Source organism: Streptomyces sp. NPDC005878, from assembly GCF_040629815.1.
In the GTDB taxonomy this organism is placed as follows: Bacteria; Actinomycetota; Actinomycetes; order Streptomycetales; family Streptomycetaceae; genus Streptomyces.
The window spans coordinates 43,844-60,535 of record NZ_JBEXWK010000013.1; the positions used below are offsets into that span (position 1 = coordinate 43,844).

Consider the following 16,692-nt stretch of genomic DNA (forward strand, 5'->3'; position numbering starts at 1 on the left):
TTATAGGCCCGCCGGGGTTGCTGCCTGTACTACCCGCCCCGCCCTCTCCAACGCACTGGCCAGCAACGCCAGATCCGTAGGCCCGTTCCCCAGCTCCCGTACCGGCCGCCGGGCCGGCGGGTCGCCCATCCGTTCCCACTCCAGCGGCACCACCGTCGGCCGCAGCGTCGCCGTGCGCGGTATCCGGCCTGTGACCCGGCCGCCCTGGAACGGCGTCACCGAACCGTCCGGGCCGAACAGCCGGCCCCGCCCCGGCGACGGCTCCTCCGGCGACGGGACGAGCGGGGGCGCGTCCAGCCGCACCACCTGCCGTACCCGGCGCGCCAGTTCCGTCTCCGCCGTGCGCTCCGGACGCGACGACGTCGCCACCAGGTGGACGCCCAGCCGCTCGCCGTCCCGCGCCACCGCCTCCAGCGCGCGCACCACCGAGCCCGCCGCGGGCCGCCCGGGGCTGCCCAGCGCGGGCGCGAGCAGCGCGTCGAAGTCGTCCACCAGGACGACGAGACGTGCCAGGGCCGGCGGCCCCGAGTCCGTACGCGTACGCCCCAGGGGGCGCAGCCGCAGCGTGCTCGTGGACGGCGCGTCCCCCTCGCCCTGCTGCTCACCGGGGGCCGGCGGCCGGGGACCCACCACCCGTCCCGCCACCTCCTCGGCTCCCTGCCCGGGCTCCTGCCGGGCGAGCCACTCCGTGAACCCCAGCTCCCCCAGCAGCTCCGCCCGCCGCTTCAGCTCCGCCCCCAGCGCCTGCGCGAACTCCCGCATCCGGACCGGGTCCGAGGCCACCAAGTACGTCGAGACATGGGGGAGTTCGGTGCAGGGGCGCAACCCCTCGCCGCGCTCCCCGCCCGCCCCGTCGACCAGCACGAGCGCCAGCCGGTCCGGCCGCGCCCCCGCCGCCAGCGACGCGGCGACCGCCCGCAGCAGCTCCGTACGCCCGCTGCCCGCCGGGCCCTCGACCAGCAGATGCGGCCCCTCGGAGGCGAGGTCGACGCCGACCGGGCCGCGCGGCCCGGTGCCGAGCACAGCCGCGCCGTCCGGCGCCGACTCCCAGCGCGCCATCAGGGACGCCGGGGTGGCCCGCGCCAGGCCCAGCTCGTCGAGCAGCCGGGACGAGGGGGGCAGTGCCACCGGCGGCCGGCCGGGCGCGGTCGTTCCGTCGCCCGCGCGCAGCGGCGCGAGCGCCCGCGCGAAGCGCTCGGCCCAGGCCGCCGACACCGCGTCCACCACCGCCAGCGTGCCGTGCCCGGCCGGACGTCCGCCCGCCGTGCGCAGCAGCCGCAGCGCCGTGGCCACGTCGCCGCTGAGCAGCGCCGCCGCCCCGCACTCGCGGAAGGGCAGCGAGACCGCGCACGCCGACTCGTACGTCGCCTCCACCGGCGACACGGGCGAGGCGGGCGGCGTCTCGGCGAGGCAGAGCAGATGGATGCCGGCCGCGCCCCCGGCGCAGGCCAGCCGGGCCGTCGTCTCGCGCAGCACGGACGAGCCGGGGTCGCCGTCGACGATCACCACCGTGTACGGACCCGAGTAGCGGCGGGTGGCGTCGGCCACGGCCGCCGCGTCGGCGGACGCCCAGCCGGGGCCCAGCGGGCTGTCGTCCAGGCGCCGGACCAGCTCGGTCGTCCGGGCGGTGGCCTGCTCGCGGTCGTACGCCAGGAGCAGCCGGCAGTCCTGGCCGTGCCCGGGACGCACATGCGGGAGCCAGCCGAGCCAGCCCCACTCCGCCGTACGCGTCTGGAGGCTGCGGCCGCGCTCCGTACTGATGAGGACGATCTCCAGGTCGGCCGGCGCGTGCAGCGCCGCGAGCTGGGCCACGGCCGCCCTCGCCAGCCCGTTCAGCCTCGCGCGGGGTCCGGCGAGCCCCAGCGAGCCCACCTCCCGCAGCCCGACGGTCACCGGCACGGCCGCGAGCTCGCCGCGGTCCGCCGTCCCCACCCGGATCGCCAGCTCCTCCGGGTGCCCGGGGCGCCGCTCCCACAGCCTCGGCCCGGGGCCGAGCGCGGTCAGCAGCAGCGCGGCCGGGTCGGGCCAGCGCTCGGGGGCGCGGGGGGAGCCGCCCGGCACCACGGCGGCGGTCTCGGTCGGCGCCGGTTCGTCCACGGACTCGGGGCGGCCGCCGGTCAGCCGCCGAGCCCAGGCCCCGATCCCGCCGCGCCGCCGCGCCGCGGCTCCGTCGTCCGCGCGCGCGTGCTCGACGTCCTCGGGCAGCCGCGTCCCACGGGGAGGCGTCCCAACCCTCCGACTGGCCCCGACCCCGGACCCCTGACCCACACCACCCGGCCCGGATCCCTGGACCCCGCCGCCCGGCCCGGGCCCGTAGCCCTCACCGCCCGGTCCAGCCCCGTGAACCGCACCGCCCGGCCGGGGGCCGTAACCCTGTTGCGCCGGCCCGGATCCCTGGCCGGCGCCAGCCGGCCCGAGCCCCTGGCCCGCGCCACCGGGCCTGGGCCCGTAGCCCTCACCGCCGCGTCCAGACCCGTAACCCTCACCGCCGGGCCCGGCGCCGTAACCCTGTCCCCCCGGCCCGGGGCCGTGCCCCTCGCCAGCCCGTCCCGGCACCAGCCCGGGGCCGTGACCCTGCCCCCCGGGGGCGAAACCCCAGCCGTCAACGCCGTCACCGGCGTCATCACCGCTGCCGCCCCCGGCGGCACTCCTCGCTCCCGGCACGCCGCCGTACGTACCGAACCCGCCCTCGGTACGCCCTCGTCCCGCCTCCCCGTAGGCCTCGTCGGTCTCCGCGCCGTCGCGTGCGTGCGGCCGTCCGCCGCTCTCCCTCGCCTCGGCGGGACCGGGGCCGCCCGGGGCGGGCGTGTTCCCGGTGCCGTGGGTCGTCGGTCCGGGGGCGGTGGGGACCGGCTCGCTCGACGCGCGCGGGGACGGCACCCGGGCGGCGGTCCCGGGGCCGGGCGCGAGCGGCGCGGCTTCGCCGGATCCGGCCGGGGCCGGGGAAGCCGCCGGAGTCACCCGGATGTGGCCCTCCCCGTCCGGTGTCGTGGGCAGCGGCTGCGGGGACGGGGCCCCCGTGCTCAGGCGCAGCGCGGACTCGCCGAGGCGCAGCAGGGCGCCCACCGGCAGCCGCACCGGGTGCGGGCCGACCGGGGCGTCGTCCACGCGCGTGCCGTTCGTCGAGCCCAGGTCGGCCACCGAGACCCGGCCGCCCTCGCCGACGGTGACCGCGCAGTGCAGCCGGGACACGTCCGGGTCGTCCAGCGGGACGTCCGCGTCCGCCGAGCGGCCGACGCGGATCTGTCCGCCGTGCAGCAGATGGACCCCGCCCGCGTCCGGCCCCGCCACCACGCACAGGCGGGCGCGGACGGCCTCCTCGTGCTCCTCGTAGGCGTACGTCGAGGAGTCGGCCGGGGCGGAGAGGGACAGCACCGCGCCGTCCACCAGGGGCGGTTCGCCCAGGACGCGGCGCTGGGGGTCGAGCCGCTCACGGCCCGCGTAGAGCACGACCGTGCTCGACACCTCGGAACCGGACGCGGCCGTGGCGAGGCCGGAGGCGACGGCCGCCAGGGCGGTCCCGGCCGGCGCGGTCACGAGCACGTCGCAGGCGCGCGCCGCAGCGTGGCCGCTGCGCGGCGCGAGGACGGTCAGCCGGATCTGCATCGCCTCGGCGGTCCCTTCTGCGCGGGGGTGCCGGGCACGGAGGGAAAGGCCCTTGTGATTCCCCCCACCAGGCACACATGTCGTGCTGAGGGCATCCTCGCACCTGCCACTGACAACACGCCCGCCACCCACCTCCAAGTGATCTTGAATGATCGGCTCTCGACGCAAATGTGGCCGCAAAGTGGCCGGTTGCGCACCTCGGCGGAATCGTTCACCCCGCTTCGGCACGGCCGTTCGGCAACCTTCCGTGCGACGGCGGCGTCTTCCCTTCGAACAAGCGGAGCCCGCGGGCCCGCGCCGCCACGGCCGCCGCGGCGGCCGTGGTGACAGCCGTCGGCACTACAGTGGGCGGCCCGGGGGACACCCGAGGAGACCCGGATCCAGCCAGACCAGCAGGGAGCGCATGACGTGCGGCCGGTAGGCAGCAAGTACTTGCTCGAGGAGCCGCTCGGACGCGGTGCCACGGGTACCGTCTGGCGCGCCCGCCAGAGGGAGGCGGCGGGTGCCGAGGCGGCGGTGGCCGGCCAGCCCGGCGAGACCGTCGCGATCAAGGTCCTCAAGGAGGAGCTCGCCAACGACGCCGACGTCGTGATGCGGTTCCTGCGCGAGCGGTCGGTGCTGCTGCGCCTGACGCACCCCAACATCGTGCGCACCCGCGACCTCGTCGTCGAGGGCGATCTGCTCGCCCTGGTCATGGATCTGGTCGACGGCCCCGACCTGCACCGCTATCTGCGGGACAACGGGCCCTTCACGCCGGTCGCCGCGTCCCTGCTCACCGCGCAGATCGCGGACGCGCTCGCCGCGAGCCACGCCGACGGCGTGGTCCACCGCGACCTGAAGCCCGCCAACGTCCTGCTCGACGAGCGCGACGGCGCCATGCACCCGATGCTCACCGACTTCGGCATCGCGCGCCTCGCGGACTCCCCGGGCCTGACCCGTACGCACGAGTTCGTGGGCACGCCCGCGTACGTCGCGCCGGAGTCCGCCGAGGGCCGCCCGCAGACCTCCGCCGTCGATGTCTACGGCGCCGGAATCCTGATGTACGAGCTGGTCACCGGGCGTCCGCCGTTCGCCGGGGGCACGGCTCTGGAGGTGCTGCACCGGCATCTGAGCGAGGAGCCGCGCCGCCCCACCACCGTGCCCGCCCCGCTGTGGACGGTCATCGAGCGCTGTCTGCGCAAGAACCCGGACGAGCGGCCGAGCGCGGAGAACCTCGCGCGCGCCCTGCGCGTGGTGGCCGACGGCATCGGGGTGCACTCCACCCCGGCCCAGGTCGAGGCGGCCGACGGCGTCGGCGCGCTGCTCGCGCCCGACCCGGCGCCCGCGCCCGTCCCCGAGACGCCAGGCGCGGCCGACCCGACCCAGGTGTTGCCCACCAACGCGGGCGCGTACGACCCGAACGCCGCGACCTCGTACCTGCCGCACACCCCCGGCGCCGCGGACCCGACCGCGGTCCTGCCCGGCCGGGGCGCGCCCGACCCGACGGCGGTGCTGCCGCCGGTGGGGCAGGGGCAGAACCAGTACGGCCCCCAGGGCGGTCCCGACCGGCCCGAGGAGCCGCACCCCTGGCAGTCCCAGCTCCAGGCGGCCCGCGACCGCAACGAGCAGACGCAGGTGCAGTACCTGGACCCGGAGCAGGACCCGCTGCGCCGCCGCCCGCACCGCCAGGCGCAGCAGCCCCAGCAGCGCCCCCAGCACCAGCAACCCCAGCAGCAGCGCCCCCAGCCGTACGCGCCGCAGCCGCAGCCCCAGCCGTACCGGCAGCCGCAGCAGCCCCAGCCGTACGCGCAGCAGCCCCCGCAGCACCAGCAGTACGCGCCGCCGCCCCAGCACCAGCAGCGCCGGCAGTACGCCCCGCCGCAGGCGCCCCAGCAGCCGCAGGCACCCGCGGCGCGCGAGCCCCGTGAGCCGCGCCGCCGCAGCGCCAACCCCATGCGGATTCCGGGTCTCGGCTGCCTCAAGGGCTGTCTGTTCACCCTGGTCCTGCTGTTCGTGGCGGGCTGGCTCGTCTGGGAGCTCACCCCGCTCCAGGACTGGGTGGCCGAGGGCAAGAGCTACTGGCAGGCGATCGGCGACGCCGTCGACAAGGTGTCGGGCTGGATCGGCAAACTCGGGGGCAAGTAAGGCGTTCCGGAACACCGACTTCATGGATTTGTCGACTTCCAGGGGGTGAATTCCCCCTCGGAAGTGAAGGTTGCCCCCCTGGCCGCGTAGCCTCGGCGTGCACAGCCAGCCGCTGAGGGAGCAGTCTTGGCACGGAATATCGGCAGCCGGTACACCGCCCACCAGATCCTGGGGCGGGGCAGCGCCGGCACGGTGTGGCTCGGCGAGGGCCCGGACGGGCCCGTCGCCATCAAGCTGCTGCGCGAGGACCTCGCCGCCGACCAGGAGCTGGTCGGCCGCTTCGTCCAGGAGCGCACCGCGCTGCTCGGCCTGGACCATCCGAACGTCGTGGGCGTGCGCGACCTGGTCGTCGACGGCAACGACCTCGCCCTGGTCATGGACCTGGTGCGGGGCACGGACGTCCGCACCCGGCTCGACCGGGAGCGCCGGCTCGCGCCCGAGGCGGCGGTCGCCATCGTCGCGGACGTGGCCGACGGCCTGGCCGCCGCGCACGCCGCCGGGATCGTGCACCGCGACGTCAAGCCCGAGAACATCCTCCTGGACATGCAGGGCCCGCTCGGCCCCGGTGGCGCGCATCCCGCGCTCCTCACCGACTTCGGCGTGGCGAAGCTGATCGACACCCCGCGGCGTACCAAGGCCACCCGCATCATCGGCACGCCCGACTATCTCGCCCCCGAGATCGTCGAGGGCCTGCCGCCCAGGGCGGCGGTCGACATCTACGCCCTGGCGACCGTCCTCTACGAGCTCCTGGCGGGCTTCACCCCCTTCGGCGGCGGCCACCCCGGCGCGGTCCTGCGCCGCCACGTCACCGAGACCGTGGTGCCGCTGCCCGGCATCCCGGACGAGCTGTGGCAGCTGATGGTCCAGTGCCTCGCCAAGGCCCCGGCCTCCCGGCTGCGCGCCTCCGAGCTCTCCGCCCGGCTGCGCGAGCTGCTGCCGCTGGTGGCCGGGATGCCGCCGCTGGACGTGGACGAGCCGGACGCCGAGGAGCCCGAGGAGCCGGTCTACGAGGAGCCCGCGGCCCCCTCCGGCAGGCCCCGCCGGGGCGCGGTGCCGCTGGTCCCGGGCGCCCCGCTGGACTCCAACCGCGACACCCACACCAGCATGCGCGTCCCCGGCCCCGACGAGCTGGCCGGCGGCCCCCTGGGCACCGCCCGCGCCCCTCGCCCGGCGGGCACCCCGCGCCCGGGCTCGGCCCGGCACCGGGCGGACCAGCTGCGCCGGCGGCGGCTGATCCTGGGCGCCTCGGCGGTGGTGCTGACGGCCGCGGTCGCCGTCGGCGGCTGGCTCGCCACCTCGGGCGACGACGACAAGCCCCCGCAGGACTCCAAGCACTCGGCGCCGGCCCCGTAGTCCCGGGCCCGTCCGCCCGTGGCACGCCGCGGGGGAAACGTCCTTGCGCACAGCCGTTACGCTGGACCCGTGGCAGTCGTCGATGTATCCGAAGAGCTGAAGTCCCTCTCCTCGACCATGGGGTCGATCGAGGCCGTCCTGGACCTCGACAAGCTGAGGGCAGACATTGCCGTGCTTGAGGAGCAGGCCGCCGCGCCGTCCCTGTGGGACGACCCGGAGGCCGCCCAGAAGATCACGAGCAAGCTTTCGCACCTCCAGGCCGAGGTCCGCAAGACCGAGACGCTGCGCGGCCGGATCGACGACCTCAGCGTGCTCTTCGAGCTCGCCGAGGAGATGGACGACGCGGACACCCTCGCGGAGGCGGAGGCCGAGCTGGTCTCGGTGCGCAAGGCCCTGGACGAGATGGAGGTCAGGACGCTCCTGTCCGGCGAGTACGCCGAGCGCGAGGCCCTGGTCAACATCCGCGCCGAGGCCGGCGGCGTCGACGCCTCGGACTTCGCCGAGCGCCTCCAGCGCATGTACCTGCGCTGGGCCGAGCGCCACGGCTACTCCACCGAGGTCTACGAGACGTCGTACGCGGAAGAGGCCGGCATCAAGTCGACCACCTTCGTGGTCAAGGCGCCGTACGCCTACGGCACGCTCTCCGTCGAGCAGGGCACCCACCGCCTGGTGCGGATCTCGCCCTTCGACAACCAGGGCCGCCGCCAGACCTCGTTCGCGGGCGTCGAGGTGCTGCCGGTCGTCGAGTCCAGCGACCACGTCGAGATCGACGAGGGCGAGCTGCGCATCGACGTCTACCGCGCCTCCGGCCCCGGCGGCCAGGGCGTCAACACGACCGACTCCGCGGTCCGCATCACGCACCTGCCGACCGGCATCGTGGTCTCCTGCCAGAACGAGCGCTCGCAGATCCAGAACAAGGCCAGCGCCATGAACGTCCTCCAGGCCAAGCTCCTCGAGCGCCGCCGCCAGGAGGAGCAGGCCAAGATGGACGCCCTCAAGGACGGCGGCAGCTCCTGGGGCAACCAGATGCGCTCCTACGTCCTGCACCCGTACCAGATGGTCAAGGACCTGCGCACCGAGTTCGAGGTGGGCAACCCGCAGGCCGTCCTCGACGGTGAGATCGACGGTTTCCTCGAAGCCGGAATTCGCTGGCGCAAGCAGCAGGAGAAGTAATCGACCGCCCTTTCGGGGCTTTGTCGACAAGGGAACTGCCGTTCGTTGAGCGGCAGTTCCCTTTTTACGTCACAGTCGCAACTCCGTACGACGGGCAAGTCACGCCATTCCGGGCATTCCGTACGCAACGGCCTTGACGTCATTCTTGAAAGTGCGGAAGGGTGACGCGCGGCATGCGTATTTCCGGGGCGCGTGTGACGGGGGCGACGGAGAAACGTATCCCCCCGGTCCCGCGGCCCCCGGACGCTGCTCCATGACACTTGAGCTACTGGGGGTAGCAGCCAGATGACGAAAATGACGCGGGTCCGCTTCGCACGGATAGCCGCGGGCGCGGTGATCGCGGCGGGTGCGTCCCTGACCGCCGCGGGGGCGGCTCAGGCCGCCGGTGTCGACGTCAACATCGGCGGCATCAGCGCCAAGGCCGAGGCCGACAAGAGCGGCGTGGACGTCGGCCTCGGCGTCCAGGGCGAGTCCGAGGGCACCACCGGCACGGTGGGCGGCATCGGCGGCGCCGACACGGGTGGTTCCTCCACCAGCGGTTCCTCCTCCTCGGGCGGTACCTCGACCACCGGTGACACCACGTCCACGGGTGGCACCAGCTCCACGGGCGGTACCTCGTCCACCGGCGGCACGTCCTCCACGGGCGGCACGTCGACCACGGGCGGTACCTCCTCCACCGGCGGGACCTCCTCCACCGGTGGCATCGGCGGTGCCGACATCGGCGGCTCGTCCGGTTCCACCTCGACGACCGGCGGCAGCTCGTCCACCGGCGGCACGTCCACCACGGGCGGCTCGTCCACCACCGGGGGCTCGTCCTCCACGGGCGGTTCCTCGTCCACCGGTGGCAGCTCCTCCACGGGCGGCAGCAGCACCACGGGCGGCTCCTCCACGACCGGCGGCAGCTCGTCCACCGGCGGCTCGTCCACCGGTGGCAGCTCCTCCACCGGGGGCTCGTCCTCCACGGGCGGTTCCTCGTCCACCGGCGGCAGCTCCGCGACCGGCGGCGGCTCCACCGGCGGTTCGTCCGCCACGGGCGGCTCCACCGGCGGCTCCTCCGCCACCGGCGGTTCCAGCAGCACCGGTGGCTCCACCGGCGGCACCTGCACCGTCTCCCTCGACGGGGCCAGCTGCCCGGACAACACCACCCCGGACAGCGGTGGCTCCAAGCCGGTCGAGCAGGGCAAGCCCAAGGAGGAGCTCGCCGAGACCGGTGCGGGCGAGACCACGTTCCTGCTGCTCGGCGCCGCGACGATGATCGCCGGCGGCATCGGCTTCCGCTTCATGCCGCGTCTGGTCGGCGGCCGCACGGTCGCCTAGGCGTCACGCACGGTAGTCGTTACACCGTACGAAAGTGGGGCCCGGGGCGCACTTCGCAACCCGGGCCCCACTCGCGTACACCCGACGTGTCAGAAGCGGCCGGGCCGTGCGGCCCGGTGCCGTGACGTCACGCGGTCTGGTGGGCCAGCAGCGCCAACGCGGCCACCAGCACCACGAGCAGCGTCACCAGGGCGGCCGGACTCAGGCCGCCCCAGGGGCCCTCCTGCTGGAGCCGCTGGCGGTTGGCCCGGCAGACGGGGCAGCGGCCCTCGCTGACCGGCGCCGCGCAGTTCGCGCACACCAAGCGGTCGTAGGTCATGCGCTTTCCTCCTCCCGCGCGGCGGAGCCGCTGTAGGCACCTACTGCTCCGCACAACGCTCAGGGAAACGCAACCGTTCCCCCTACCACTGTGCCAGCTCGCGCGCGTTTCGGCGCGCCCCGCCGGATTCTGCCCCCGTGAGGGGGTCCGGAGGCCGCCGTCAACGGGACATAAGGCGCATCCCCGGAACATCCCCGAACGGTGCCTGCACGGCCCAGGCCGGTTCGCGTAGTGTCACGCACACCTATTCCCGGCGACCGTGGTGCACCGTGATCCGATTCGACAACGTCTCCAAGACCTATCCCAAGCAGAGCCACCCCGCTCTGCGGGACGTCTCCCTCGACATCGAGAAGGGCGAGTTCGTCTTCCTCGTCGGTTCTTCCGGCTCCGGGAAGTCGACCTTCCTGCGACTCATCCTGCGCGAGGAGCGCGCCAGCCAGGGGCAGGTGCACGTCCTCGGCAAGGACCTGGCCCGGCTCTCCAACTGGAAGGTGCCGCACATGCGGCGCCAGCTCGGCACCGTCTTCCAGGACTTCCGCCTCCTGCCCAACAAGACCGTGGCCGAGAACGTCGCCTTCGCCCAGGAGGTCATCGGCAAGCCGCGCGGGGAGATCAGGAAGGCCGTGCCCCAGGTGCTCGACCTGGTCGGACTCGGTGGCAAGGAGGACCGGCGCCCCGGGGAGCTCTCCGGCGGTGAGCAGCAGCGCGTCGCCATCGCGCGGGCCTTCGTCAACCGGCCGATGCTGCTGATCGCGGACGAGCCGACCGGCAATCTCGACCCGCAGACCTCCGTGGGCATCATGAAGCTCCTGGACCGCATCAACCGGACCGGGACGACCGTCATCATGGCGACCCACGACCAGAACATCGTCGACCAGATGCGCAAGCGTGTGATCGAGCTCGAAAAGGGCCGTCTCGTGCGTGACCAGGCGCGCGGCGTCTACGGCTACCAGCACTGATGCGCTGAGCATCGAGCTCGGAAGCACGACCAGCACGGAAAGGCCCAACCAGTCGCCATGCGCGCGCAGTTCGTACTCTCGGAGATCGGCGTCGGTCTCCGCCGCAACCTGACCATGACGTTCGCCGTCATCGTCTCCGTGGCCCTGTCCCTGGCCCTGTTCGGCGGTTCGCTGCTGATGCGGGATCAGGTCAACAACATGAAGGGCTACTGGTACGACAAGGTCAACGTCTCGATCTTCCTCTGCAACAAGGCCGACGCGGAGTCCGTCGCCAAGTGCTCCAAGGGCGCTGTCACCGCCCAGCAGAAGAAGGACATCGAGGCCGACCTCAAGAAGCTCGACATCGTCGAGACCGTCACCTACGAGTCCGCGGACCAGGCGTTCAAGCACTACAAGGAGCAGTTCGGCGACTCGCCGATGGCCGGCTCCATCACGCCGGACCAGATGCAGGAGTCGTTCCGGGTCAAGCTCAAGGACCCGGAGAAGTTCAAGGTGGTCGCCACCGCCTTCGCCGGGCGCGACGGCGTGCAGTCCGTCCAGGACCAGAAGGGCATCCTGGAGAACCTGTTCAGCCTGCTCGGCGGGATGAACGTGGCCGCGGTCCTGGTCATGGCGGTGATGCTGGTCGTGGCGCTGATGCTGATCGTCAACACGGTCCGGGTCTCGGCGTTCAGCAGACGGCGCGAGACGGGCATCATGCGCCTGGTCGGCGCTTCGAGCTTCTACATCCAGGCGCCGTTCATCATGGAGGCCGCCTTCGCCGGGGTGCTCGGTGGCATCGCCGCCTCCGGGATGCTGATCGTCGGCCGCTACTTCATGATCGACCACGGGCTCGACCTGTCGCACAAGCTGAATCTGATCAACTTCATCGGCTGGGACGCGGTCCTCGCCAAGCTGCCGCTGGTGCTGGCCGCGAGTGTGCTGATGCCTTCGCTGGCCGCGTTCTTCGCGCTGCGCAAGTACCTGAAGGTGTGACGCGAGGCCGTCGGAGTGTGAGATGTGCCCCGGGCGCCGTAGGAGCAACAGCCCCTGCGGCGCCCTCGCGTTGTCCTAGACTCGACGCCATGTCAGGTCCGGACAGCTGTCCCAGGTCCCGCGGAGTGCGCCGCGGGGCGACTCTGACCTTGGTCTTCGTCTCGGTCCTGGCGACCGCCGCGGTGACCGGCTCGCTGCCGCAGGCCGAGGAGCGCCGCGCCCCGCTGCACGCCCTGCCCGCCTCCGCCGTCGAGCCCCGCGACCGCGGCGCGGACGTGGCCCGGGCCGCGGCCCGGGCGGTGGCCGACGGCAAGTCCGGTACGGAGGCGGCGGCCGAGGCCGTCAGCCGCAGCGGCGACCGCTGGGGCGCGGTGTACGACCAGAGCGCGTACGAGCAGTTCGAGAACGCCCTCGACGGCCGCTACACGGGCGTCGGCCTGTGGGCGAGGCGCACCGCCGACGGCCGCGTGGAGGTGACCCGCCTCCAGCCCGGCGGCCCGGCCGCCCGCGCCGGGATCAGGGCGGGTGACCGGCTCGTCACGATCGACGGCCGCGCGCTCGGCACCCTGCCGGTCACCGAGGTCGTCGCGCTGCTGCGCGGTGAGAGGGCGACCCCCGGCAGCCGGGTCGTCCTCGGTCTCGACCGGGCCGGGCGGACCTGGACCGAGGCGCTGCGCAGGGCCGAGCTCACCACCGAGACCGTGACGGTGAGCGCGCTGCCGGGCGGCGACGTGATGATCAAGGTGGCGGCCTTCACCAAGGGCTCCGGCGAGCGGGTGCGCAGAGCGGTTCGCGCGGCCCCCGGCGGCGCCGGGGTCCTCCTCGACCTGCGGGGCAACACCGGCGGTCTGGTCACCGAAGCCGCCTCGGCCGCCTCCGCCTTCCTCGACGGCGGCCTGGTCGCCACCTACGACGTGCACGGCCGCCAGCGCGCCCTCTACGCGGACCGGGCCGGCGACACCGCCCGCCCGCTGGTCGTCCTGGTCGACAGCGGCACCATGAGCGCGGCCGAGCTGCTGACCGGAGCCCTCCAGGACCGCGGCCGGGCCGTCACGGTCGGCTCGCGCACCTTCGGCAAGGGCTCGGTCCAGATGCCGACCGAGCTGCCGGACGGCTCGGTGGCCGAGCTGACCGTCGGCCACTACCGCACCCCGGCCGGGCACGCGGTGGACGGGAAGGGCATCACCCCGGACGTACCGGTCACCGAGCGGGCCGAGAAGCGGGCCGAGGCGGTATTGGGTGGCCTCGGGGGGCGGTCGTAGTGCGAAAATGGCCGCACTATGGCTAAGGCAAAAGAGAAGGACAAGGGCAACGGGCGCAAGCTCGTCGCGCAGAACAAGAAGGCGCGGCACGACTACCTCATCATCGACACCTACGAGTGCGGTCTCGTGCTCACCGGCACCGAGGTGAAGTCGCTGCGCCAGGGGCGGGCGTCGCTGGTCGACGGGTTCGTCCAGATCGACCAGGGCGAGGCCTGGCTGCACAACGTCCACGTACCGGAGTACGCCCAGGGCACCTGGACCAACCACAGCGCGCGGCGCAAGCGGAAGCTGCTGCTGCACCGCGCCGAGATCGACAAGCTGGCGAGCAAGTCGCAGGAGTCGGGTCACACGATCGTGCCCCTCGTCCTGTACTTCAAGGAGGGCCGGGCGAAGATCGAGATCGCGCTGGCGAAGGGCAAGAAGGAGTACGACAAGCGCCAGACGCTGCGGGAGAAGCAGGACACCCGGGAGACGAACCGCGCCGTCGCGGCGGCCCGGCGGCGGCAGCGGGCGTAAATGTCCTGGCGAGCCGCGGTCCGCGTCGCGTACCATGGCTACAGCGCCGCCCCCCGGGGCGGAGCACCTTGTTAACAAAACATGGGGATGATCGGTTTCGACAGCGGATGTCGGAGCAGGGGAAGCGTGTCGAGGAAGCGGCAATGATCTCGTTAACCATATGTCGCAACCAATAATCGCCAACACCAAGCGCGATTCCTTCGCCCTCGCTGCCTAAGTAGCGACTTGCGAAGTGTCAGCCCGGGGGTGATCCCGACCCGGATCCTGGCATCATCAAGGGATCTAAACTTCTGAGCCCGGCCACGGGGCCCAGAAGGAAATCAAACAGTGGCTGAGCCCGTCGGAGACTTGTTCGCGTGATCTCCGGGGCCGAGAAAAGCGCAGCGAACTGCACACGGAGAAGCCCTGATTCAGCACCGTTGGACGCGGGTTCGATTCCCGCCATCTCCACTTTCCCATGTTGAGGCGAAGGCCCGGCCGCGTTGAGCGGCCGGGCCTTCGTCGTACGTGCCGGGCCCTGTGCCGTCCGTACGGTACGGACCACCCGCCCTCAGCGCCGCCGCGCCGGGCCCGCCGCGCACGCCACCAGCGCGAGACCCGCCGCGCAGACCGGGGCGAGGTACGCCGTGGTGGCCGGGGCGTGGTCGGTCAGCCAGCCGCCCGTCGCCGAGCCGGCCGCGATGCCGCCCAGGATCGCGGTGACCGCGAGGGTCATCCCCTCGTTCAGCCGGCCCTCGGGCGTGAGCCGCTGGACCAGGGTCATCCCGGTGACCATGGTCGGCGCGGTCGCCGCCCCGGCCAGCAGCAGGGCGCCGGCCAGCACCGCCAGCGAACCGGTGGCCGCCGCCAGGAGCGGCAGGCACATCAGCGCCGTCATCGCCCCCACGCACACGAGCAGCCGCCGGGAGAGCGAACGCGCGGGCCGCACCGAGCCGTAGAGCAGTCCGGCCACCCCCGACCCGGCCGCCTGGAGGGCGAGCACCGCGCCGCCCGAGGGACCCTGGCCGAGCCCCGACGCGTACGCCAGGGTCACCACCTCCATCGAGCCGAACACCGCGCCCGTGGCGAGGAAGACGCCGAGCAGCGGGGCCAGGCCGGGCAGGCGCAGCGGCGGGCGGGCGGCGGCGCGCGGGGCCGCCGGCGGTTCCGTGGCACGCTGGGCCGAGAAGACCAGCACGCCCGTCATCAGGAGCACCGCCCCGGCCAGCGTCCCCGCCTCCGGGAACAGGGCCGTGCAGAGGAAGGCCGCGGCGACCGGGCCGAGCATGAAGCACAGCTCGTCCACAGCCTGTTCGAAGGAGTTGGCGGTGTGCAGGGCCGCCGAGTCGCCGCGCAGGATGTGCGCCCAGCGCGCCCGGGACATCCCGCCGGTGTTCGGGGTGGTGGCGGTGGCGGCGTAGGAGGCGAAGAGCGTCCAGTCGGGCGCGCCGAGGCGGACGCAGAGCACCAGCGCCAGTGAGCCGAGCACCGCGACCGCGGTGGCGGGCACGGCGACGCGGGCCTGGCCGTGGCGGTCGACCAGCCGAGCGGTCCACGGCGCGACCAGGGCGGTGGTGGCGAGACCGGTGGCGGTGACGGCCCCGGCGAGGGCGTACGAACCCCGCGACCCGGCGATCATGATCACGGCGCTCACGGTGAACATGCCCATGGGCAGCCGGGCGATGAGGTTGCCCAGGGTGAAGGCGCGGGCGCCGGGGACGGCGAAGAGGCTGCGGTAGGGGGCGGTCCGGGCGGCTCTCGCGGGCGCCGTGCGGCGGGGCCCGCGGGGAGGGCGTTCGTAGGGAGCGGGCCCGGCGAGCACCAGGGTGGAACCCGAGACGGTCATCAGCTGCGGCATGCACCGAGCTTCCCCGGGCGTGGGCGCGGGCGTCCAACACCTGATCAGAGGCCATTCACGCACTTCCGTTGTCAACGGCCGTACGGTTGACTGCCGTCCGTGACCCAGGACATCGACCCCCGGCTGCTGCGCGCGTTCACCGCCGTCGCCGAGGAGCTGCACTTCACCCGGGCCGCCGCCCGGCTCTTCGTCGCCCAGCAGGCGCTCAGCCGGGATGTGCGGCGGCTCGAACGCGACCTGGGCGCCGAGCTGTTCGTGCGGACCACGCGCGCGGTGGAGCTCACCGCCGACGGCGAGCGGCTGCTGCCGTACGCGCGACGGGTACTCGCCGCGCACGACGAGCTCCGGGCGGGCTGGGCCGCCGAGTCCCGGCCGCTGCTCGTCGACATCAGCGCCCCCGTCGGCACCGGCCACCGGGTGCTGGTGCGGGCCCGGGAGGCGGCGGCCGGGCAGGAGTTCGTGGCGCGCTATCTGAGCGGGCTCACCGGGGCCGCCGCCGACATCCTCGCCGGGCGCCTCGACGTCTCCTTCGGCCGGGTCGCCGGGCTCGGCCCCTCGGTGCTCGCGGGTCTGTCGCACCAGCCGGTCCGGTACGAGCGGATGGCGGTGCTGCTGCCCGAGGGCCACCGCCTCGCGGGGCTCGCGGAGGTGCCCGTGGACGCGCTCGCGGGGGAGACGCTCTATGCGGGGGCGGGCAATCCGGCGACCGCGGAGTGGACGGATCTGGCCATACGGCTCTTCGCCGGGCGGGGTGCGGAACTGGCCGCTCCCTTCCCGGAGATCTCCGGCAAGGAGGAGTTCGCCCGGGTGGTACTGGCGCGCGGCTGGTCGGTGCTGGCCAGCACCGACTTCCTGGAGATCCCCGGGATGGTGCTCCGGCCGCTGACCGCTCCCGTACCGCTGTCCCCGGTGTCCCTGGTGTGGCGCAAGGGGCTGACCCACCCGGGCCTGCGGGTTCTGCGCGAGGTCGCCCGGCGGATGGGCGAAGTGTCCGGATGGCTGGATCTGCCCCCCGGCAGCTGGCTTCCGGAGGGGGATCTGTCGCTCATGTCTCGCTGATGCCACTCTGGTGTTCCAGTTGAGGAACAACACATCGTGCGTGAACCTGGCTCACAGCGGTGTGCGCTACATTCATTCCCCGGGTGCGGTGTGGTAGTGGGGGTGCGTGGAACGGGTGGGGACCCGATCCGGAACGCAGCGCCCGCTAGAGGAGTGCGCGCAACCCGCGAATCATCCAGTGGGGAAGTGCGT

Annotated in this window: 12 protein-coding genes and 1 other RNA gene; 10 read left to right on the top strand and 3 right to left on the bottom strand. The window is 73.7% G+C overall.

Translation table 11 applies throughout. The features are described from left to right. A complete protein-coding gene (locus ABZ404_RS20215; RefSeq protein ID WP_358990640.1) occupies positions 1-3,606 on the bottom strand; it encodes an FtsK/SpoIIIE domain-containing protein in 3,606 nt (1,201 codons plus the stop codon). Between the two features lie 408 nt (positions 3,607-4,014). On the opposite strand from ABZ404_RS20215, the gene ABZ404_RS20220 reads away from it, so the two are divergent. The 4 genes from ABZ404_RS20220 (at position 4,015) to ABZ404_RS20235 (ending at position 9,573) form a co-directional block, all read left to right on the top strand. Beyond that, positions 4,015-5,730, top strand: coding sequence for a serine/threonine-protein kinase (locus ABZ404_RS20220; protein ID WP_358833503.1), 1,716 nt, complete (start codon positions 4,015-4,017; stop codon positions 5,728-5,730). Between the two features lie 126 nt (positions 5,731-5,856). Beyond that, positions 5,857-7,083: a serine/threonine-protein kinase gene (locus tag ABZ404_RS20225; protein WP_358833504.1), complete on the top strand. Its 1,227-nt coding sequence runs from the start codon at positions 5,857-5,859 to the stop codon at positions 7,081-7,083. Positions 7,084-7,152: 69 nt separating this feature from the next. Next, positions 7,153-8,256, top strand: a complete 1,104-nt coding sequence (gene prfB, locus ABZ404_RS20230) for a peptide chain release factor 2 (RefSeq protein WP_358833505.1) — start codon at positions 7,153-7,155, stop codon at positions 8,254-8,256. A 285-nt stretch (positions 8,257-8,541) separates the two neighbouring features. Then, positions 8,542-9,573, top strand: coding sequence for a hypothetical protein (locus ABZ404_RS20235; RefSeq protein ID WP_358833506.1), 1,032 nt, complete (start codon positions 8,542-8,544; stop codon positions 9,571-9,573). 127 nt (positions 9,574-9,700) lie between these two features. Here ABZ404_RS20235 and ABZ404_RS20240 read toward each other — a convergent pair whose 3' ends face one another. After that, positions 9,701-9,892 carry a hypothetical protein gene (locus tag ABZ404_RS20240; protein ID WP_358833507.1) on the bottom strand — a complete coding sequence of 64 codons (192 nt, stop codon included), beginning with the start codon at positions 9,890-9,892 and terminating at the stop codon, positions 9,701-9,703. A 269-nt stretch (positions 9,893-10,161) separates the two neighbouring features. Here ABZ404_RS20240 and ftsE point away from each other — a divergent pair, with 269 nt between their 5' ends. From ftsE to ssrA, 5 genes are all read left to right on the top strand, one after another. Continuing rightward, positions 10,162-10,851 (top strand): cell division ATP-binding protein FtsE, encoded by a 690-nt coding sequence (gene ftsE, locus ABZ404_RS20245; protein ID WP_101388537.1) that lies wholly within the window; start codon positions 10,162-10,164, stop codon positions 10,849-10,851. Positions 10,852-10,908: 57 nt separating this feature from the next. Then, positions 10,909-11,826 (top strand): permease-like cell division protein FtsX, encoded by a 918-nt coding sequence (gene ftsX / locus ABZ404_RS20250; RefSeq protein WP_358833508.1) that lies wholly within the window; start codon positions 10,909-10,911, stop codon positions 11,824-11,826. An 89-nt stretch (positions 11,827-11,915) separates the two neighbouring features. Continuing rightward, the gene (locus tag ABZ404_RS20255; RefSeq protein ID WP_358833509.1) at positions 11,916-13,088 is read left to right on the top strand and encodes a S41 family peptidase; all 1,173 of its coding nucleotides are present in this window, start codon (positions 11,916-11,918) and stop codon (positions 13,086-13,088) included. Between the two features lie 18 nt (positions 13,089-13,106). Next, a complete protein-coding gene (gene smpB, locus ABZ404_RS20260) occupies positions 13,107-13,604 on the top strand; it encodes an SsrA-binding protein SmpB (protein ID WP_358833510.1) in 498 nt (165 codons plus the stop codon). 83 nt (positions 13,605-13,687) lie between these two features. Then, positions 13,688-14,057: a transfer-messenger RNA gene (gene ssrA / locus ABZ404_RS20265) on the top strand. Positions 14,058-14,154: 97 nt separating this feature from the next. Here the strand turns inward: ssrA and ABZ404_RS20270 are convergent. Beyond that, a complete protein-coding gene (locus ABZ404_RS20270) occupies positions 14,155-15,441 on the bottom strand; it encodes an MFS transporter (RefSeq protein WP_358833511.1) in 1,287 nt (428 codons plus the stop codon). 99 nt (positions 15,442-15,540) lie between these two features. On the opposite strand from ABZ404_RS20270, the gene ABZ404_RS20275 reads away from it, so the two are divergent. Then, the gene (locus ABZ404_RS20275) at positions 15,541-16,500 is read left to right on the top strand and encodes a LysR family transcriptional regulator (protein WP_358833512.1); all 960 of its coding nucleotides are present in this window, start codon (positions 15,541-15,543) and stop codon (positions 16,498-16,500) included. Positions 16,501-16,692 lie beyond the last annotated feature (192 nt).

Coding starts and splice junctions, on each gene's coding strand:
- ABZ404_RS20255 (WP_358833509.1), top strand. CDS start 11,916: ATGTCAGGTCCGGACAGCTGTCCCAGGTCCCGCGGAGTGCGCCGCGGG.
- ABZ404_RS20215 (WP_358990640.1), bottom strand. CDS start 3,606: ATGCAGATCCGGCTGACCGTCCTCGCGCCGCGCAGCGGCCACGCTGCG.
- smpB (WP_358833510.1), top strand. CDS start 13,107: ATGGCTAAGGCAAAAGAGAAGGACAAGGGCAACGGGCGCAAGCTCGTC.
- ftsX (WP_358833508.1), top strand. CDS start 10,909: ATGCGCGCGCAGTTCGTACTCTCGGAGATCGGCGTCGGTCTCCGCCGC.
- ABZ404_RS20240 (WP_358833507.1), bottom strand. CDS start 9,892: ATGACCTACGACCGCTTGGTGTGCGCGAACTGCGCGGCGCCGGTCAGC.
- ABZ404_RS20235 (WP_358833506.1), top strand. CDS start 8,542: ATGACGAAAATGACGCGGGTCCGCTTCGCACGGATAGCCGCGGGCGCG.
- ABZ404_RS20270 (WP_358833511.1), bottom strand. CDS start 15,441: ATGCCGCAGCTGATGACCGTCTCGGGTTCCACCCTGGTGCTCGCCGGG.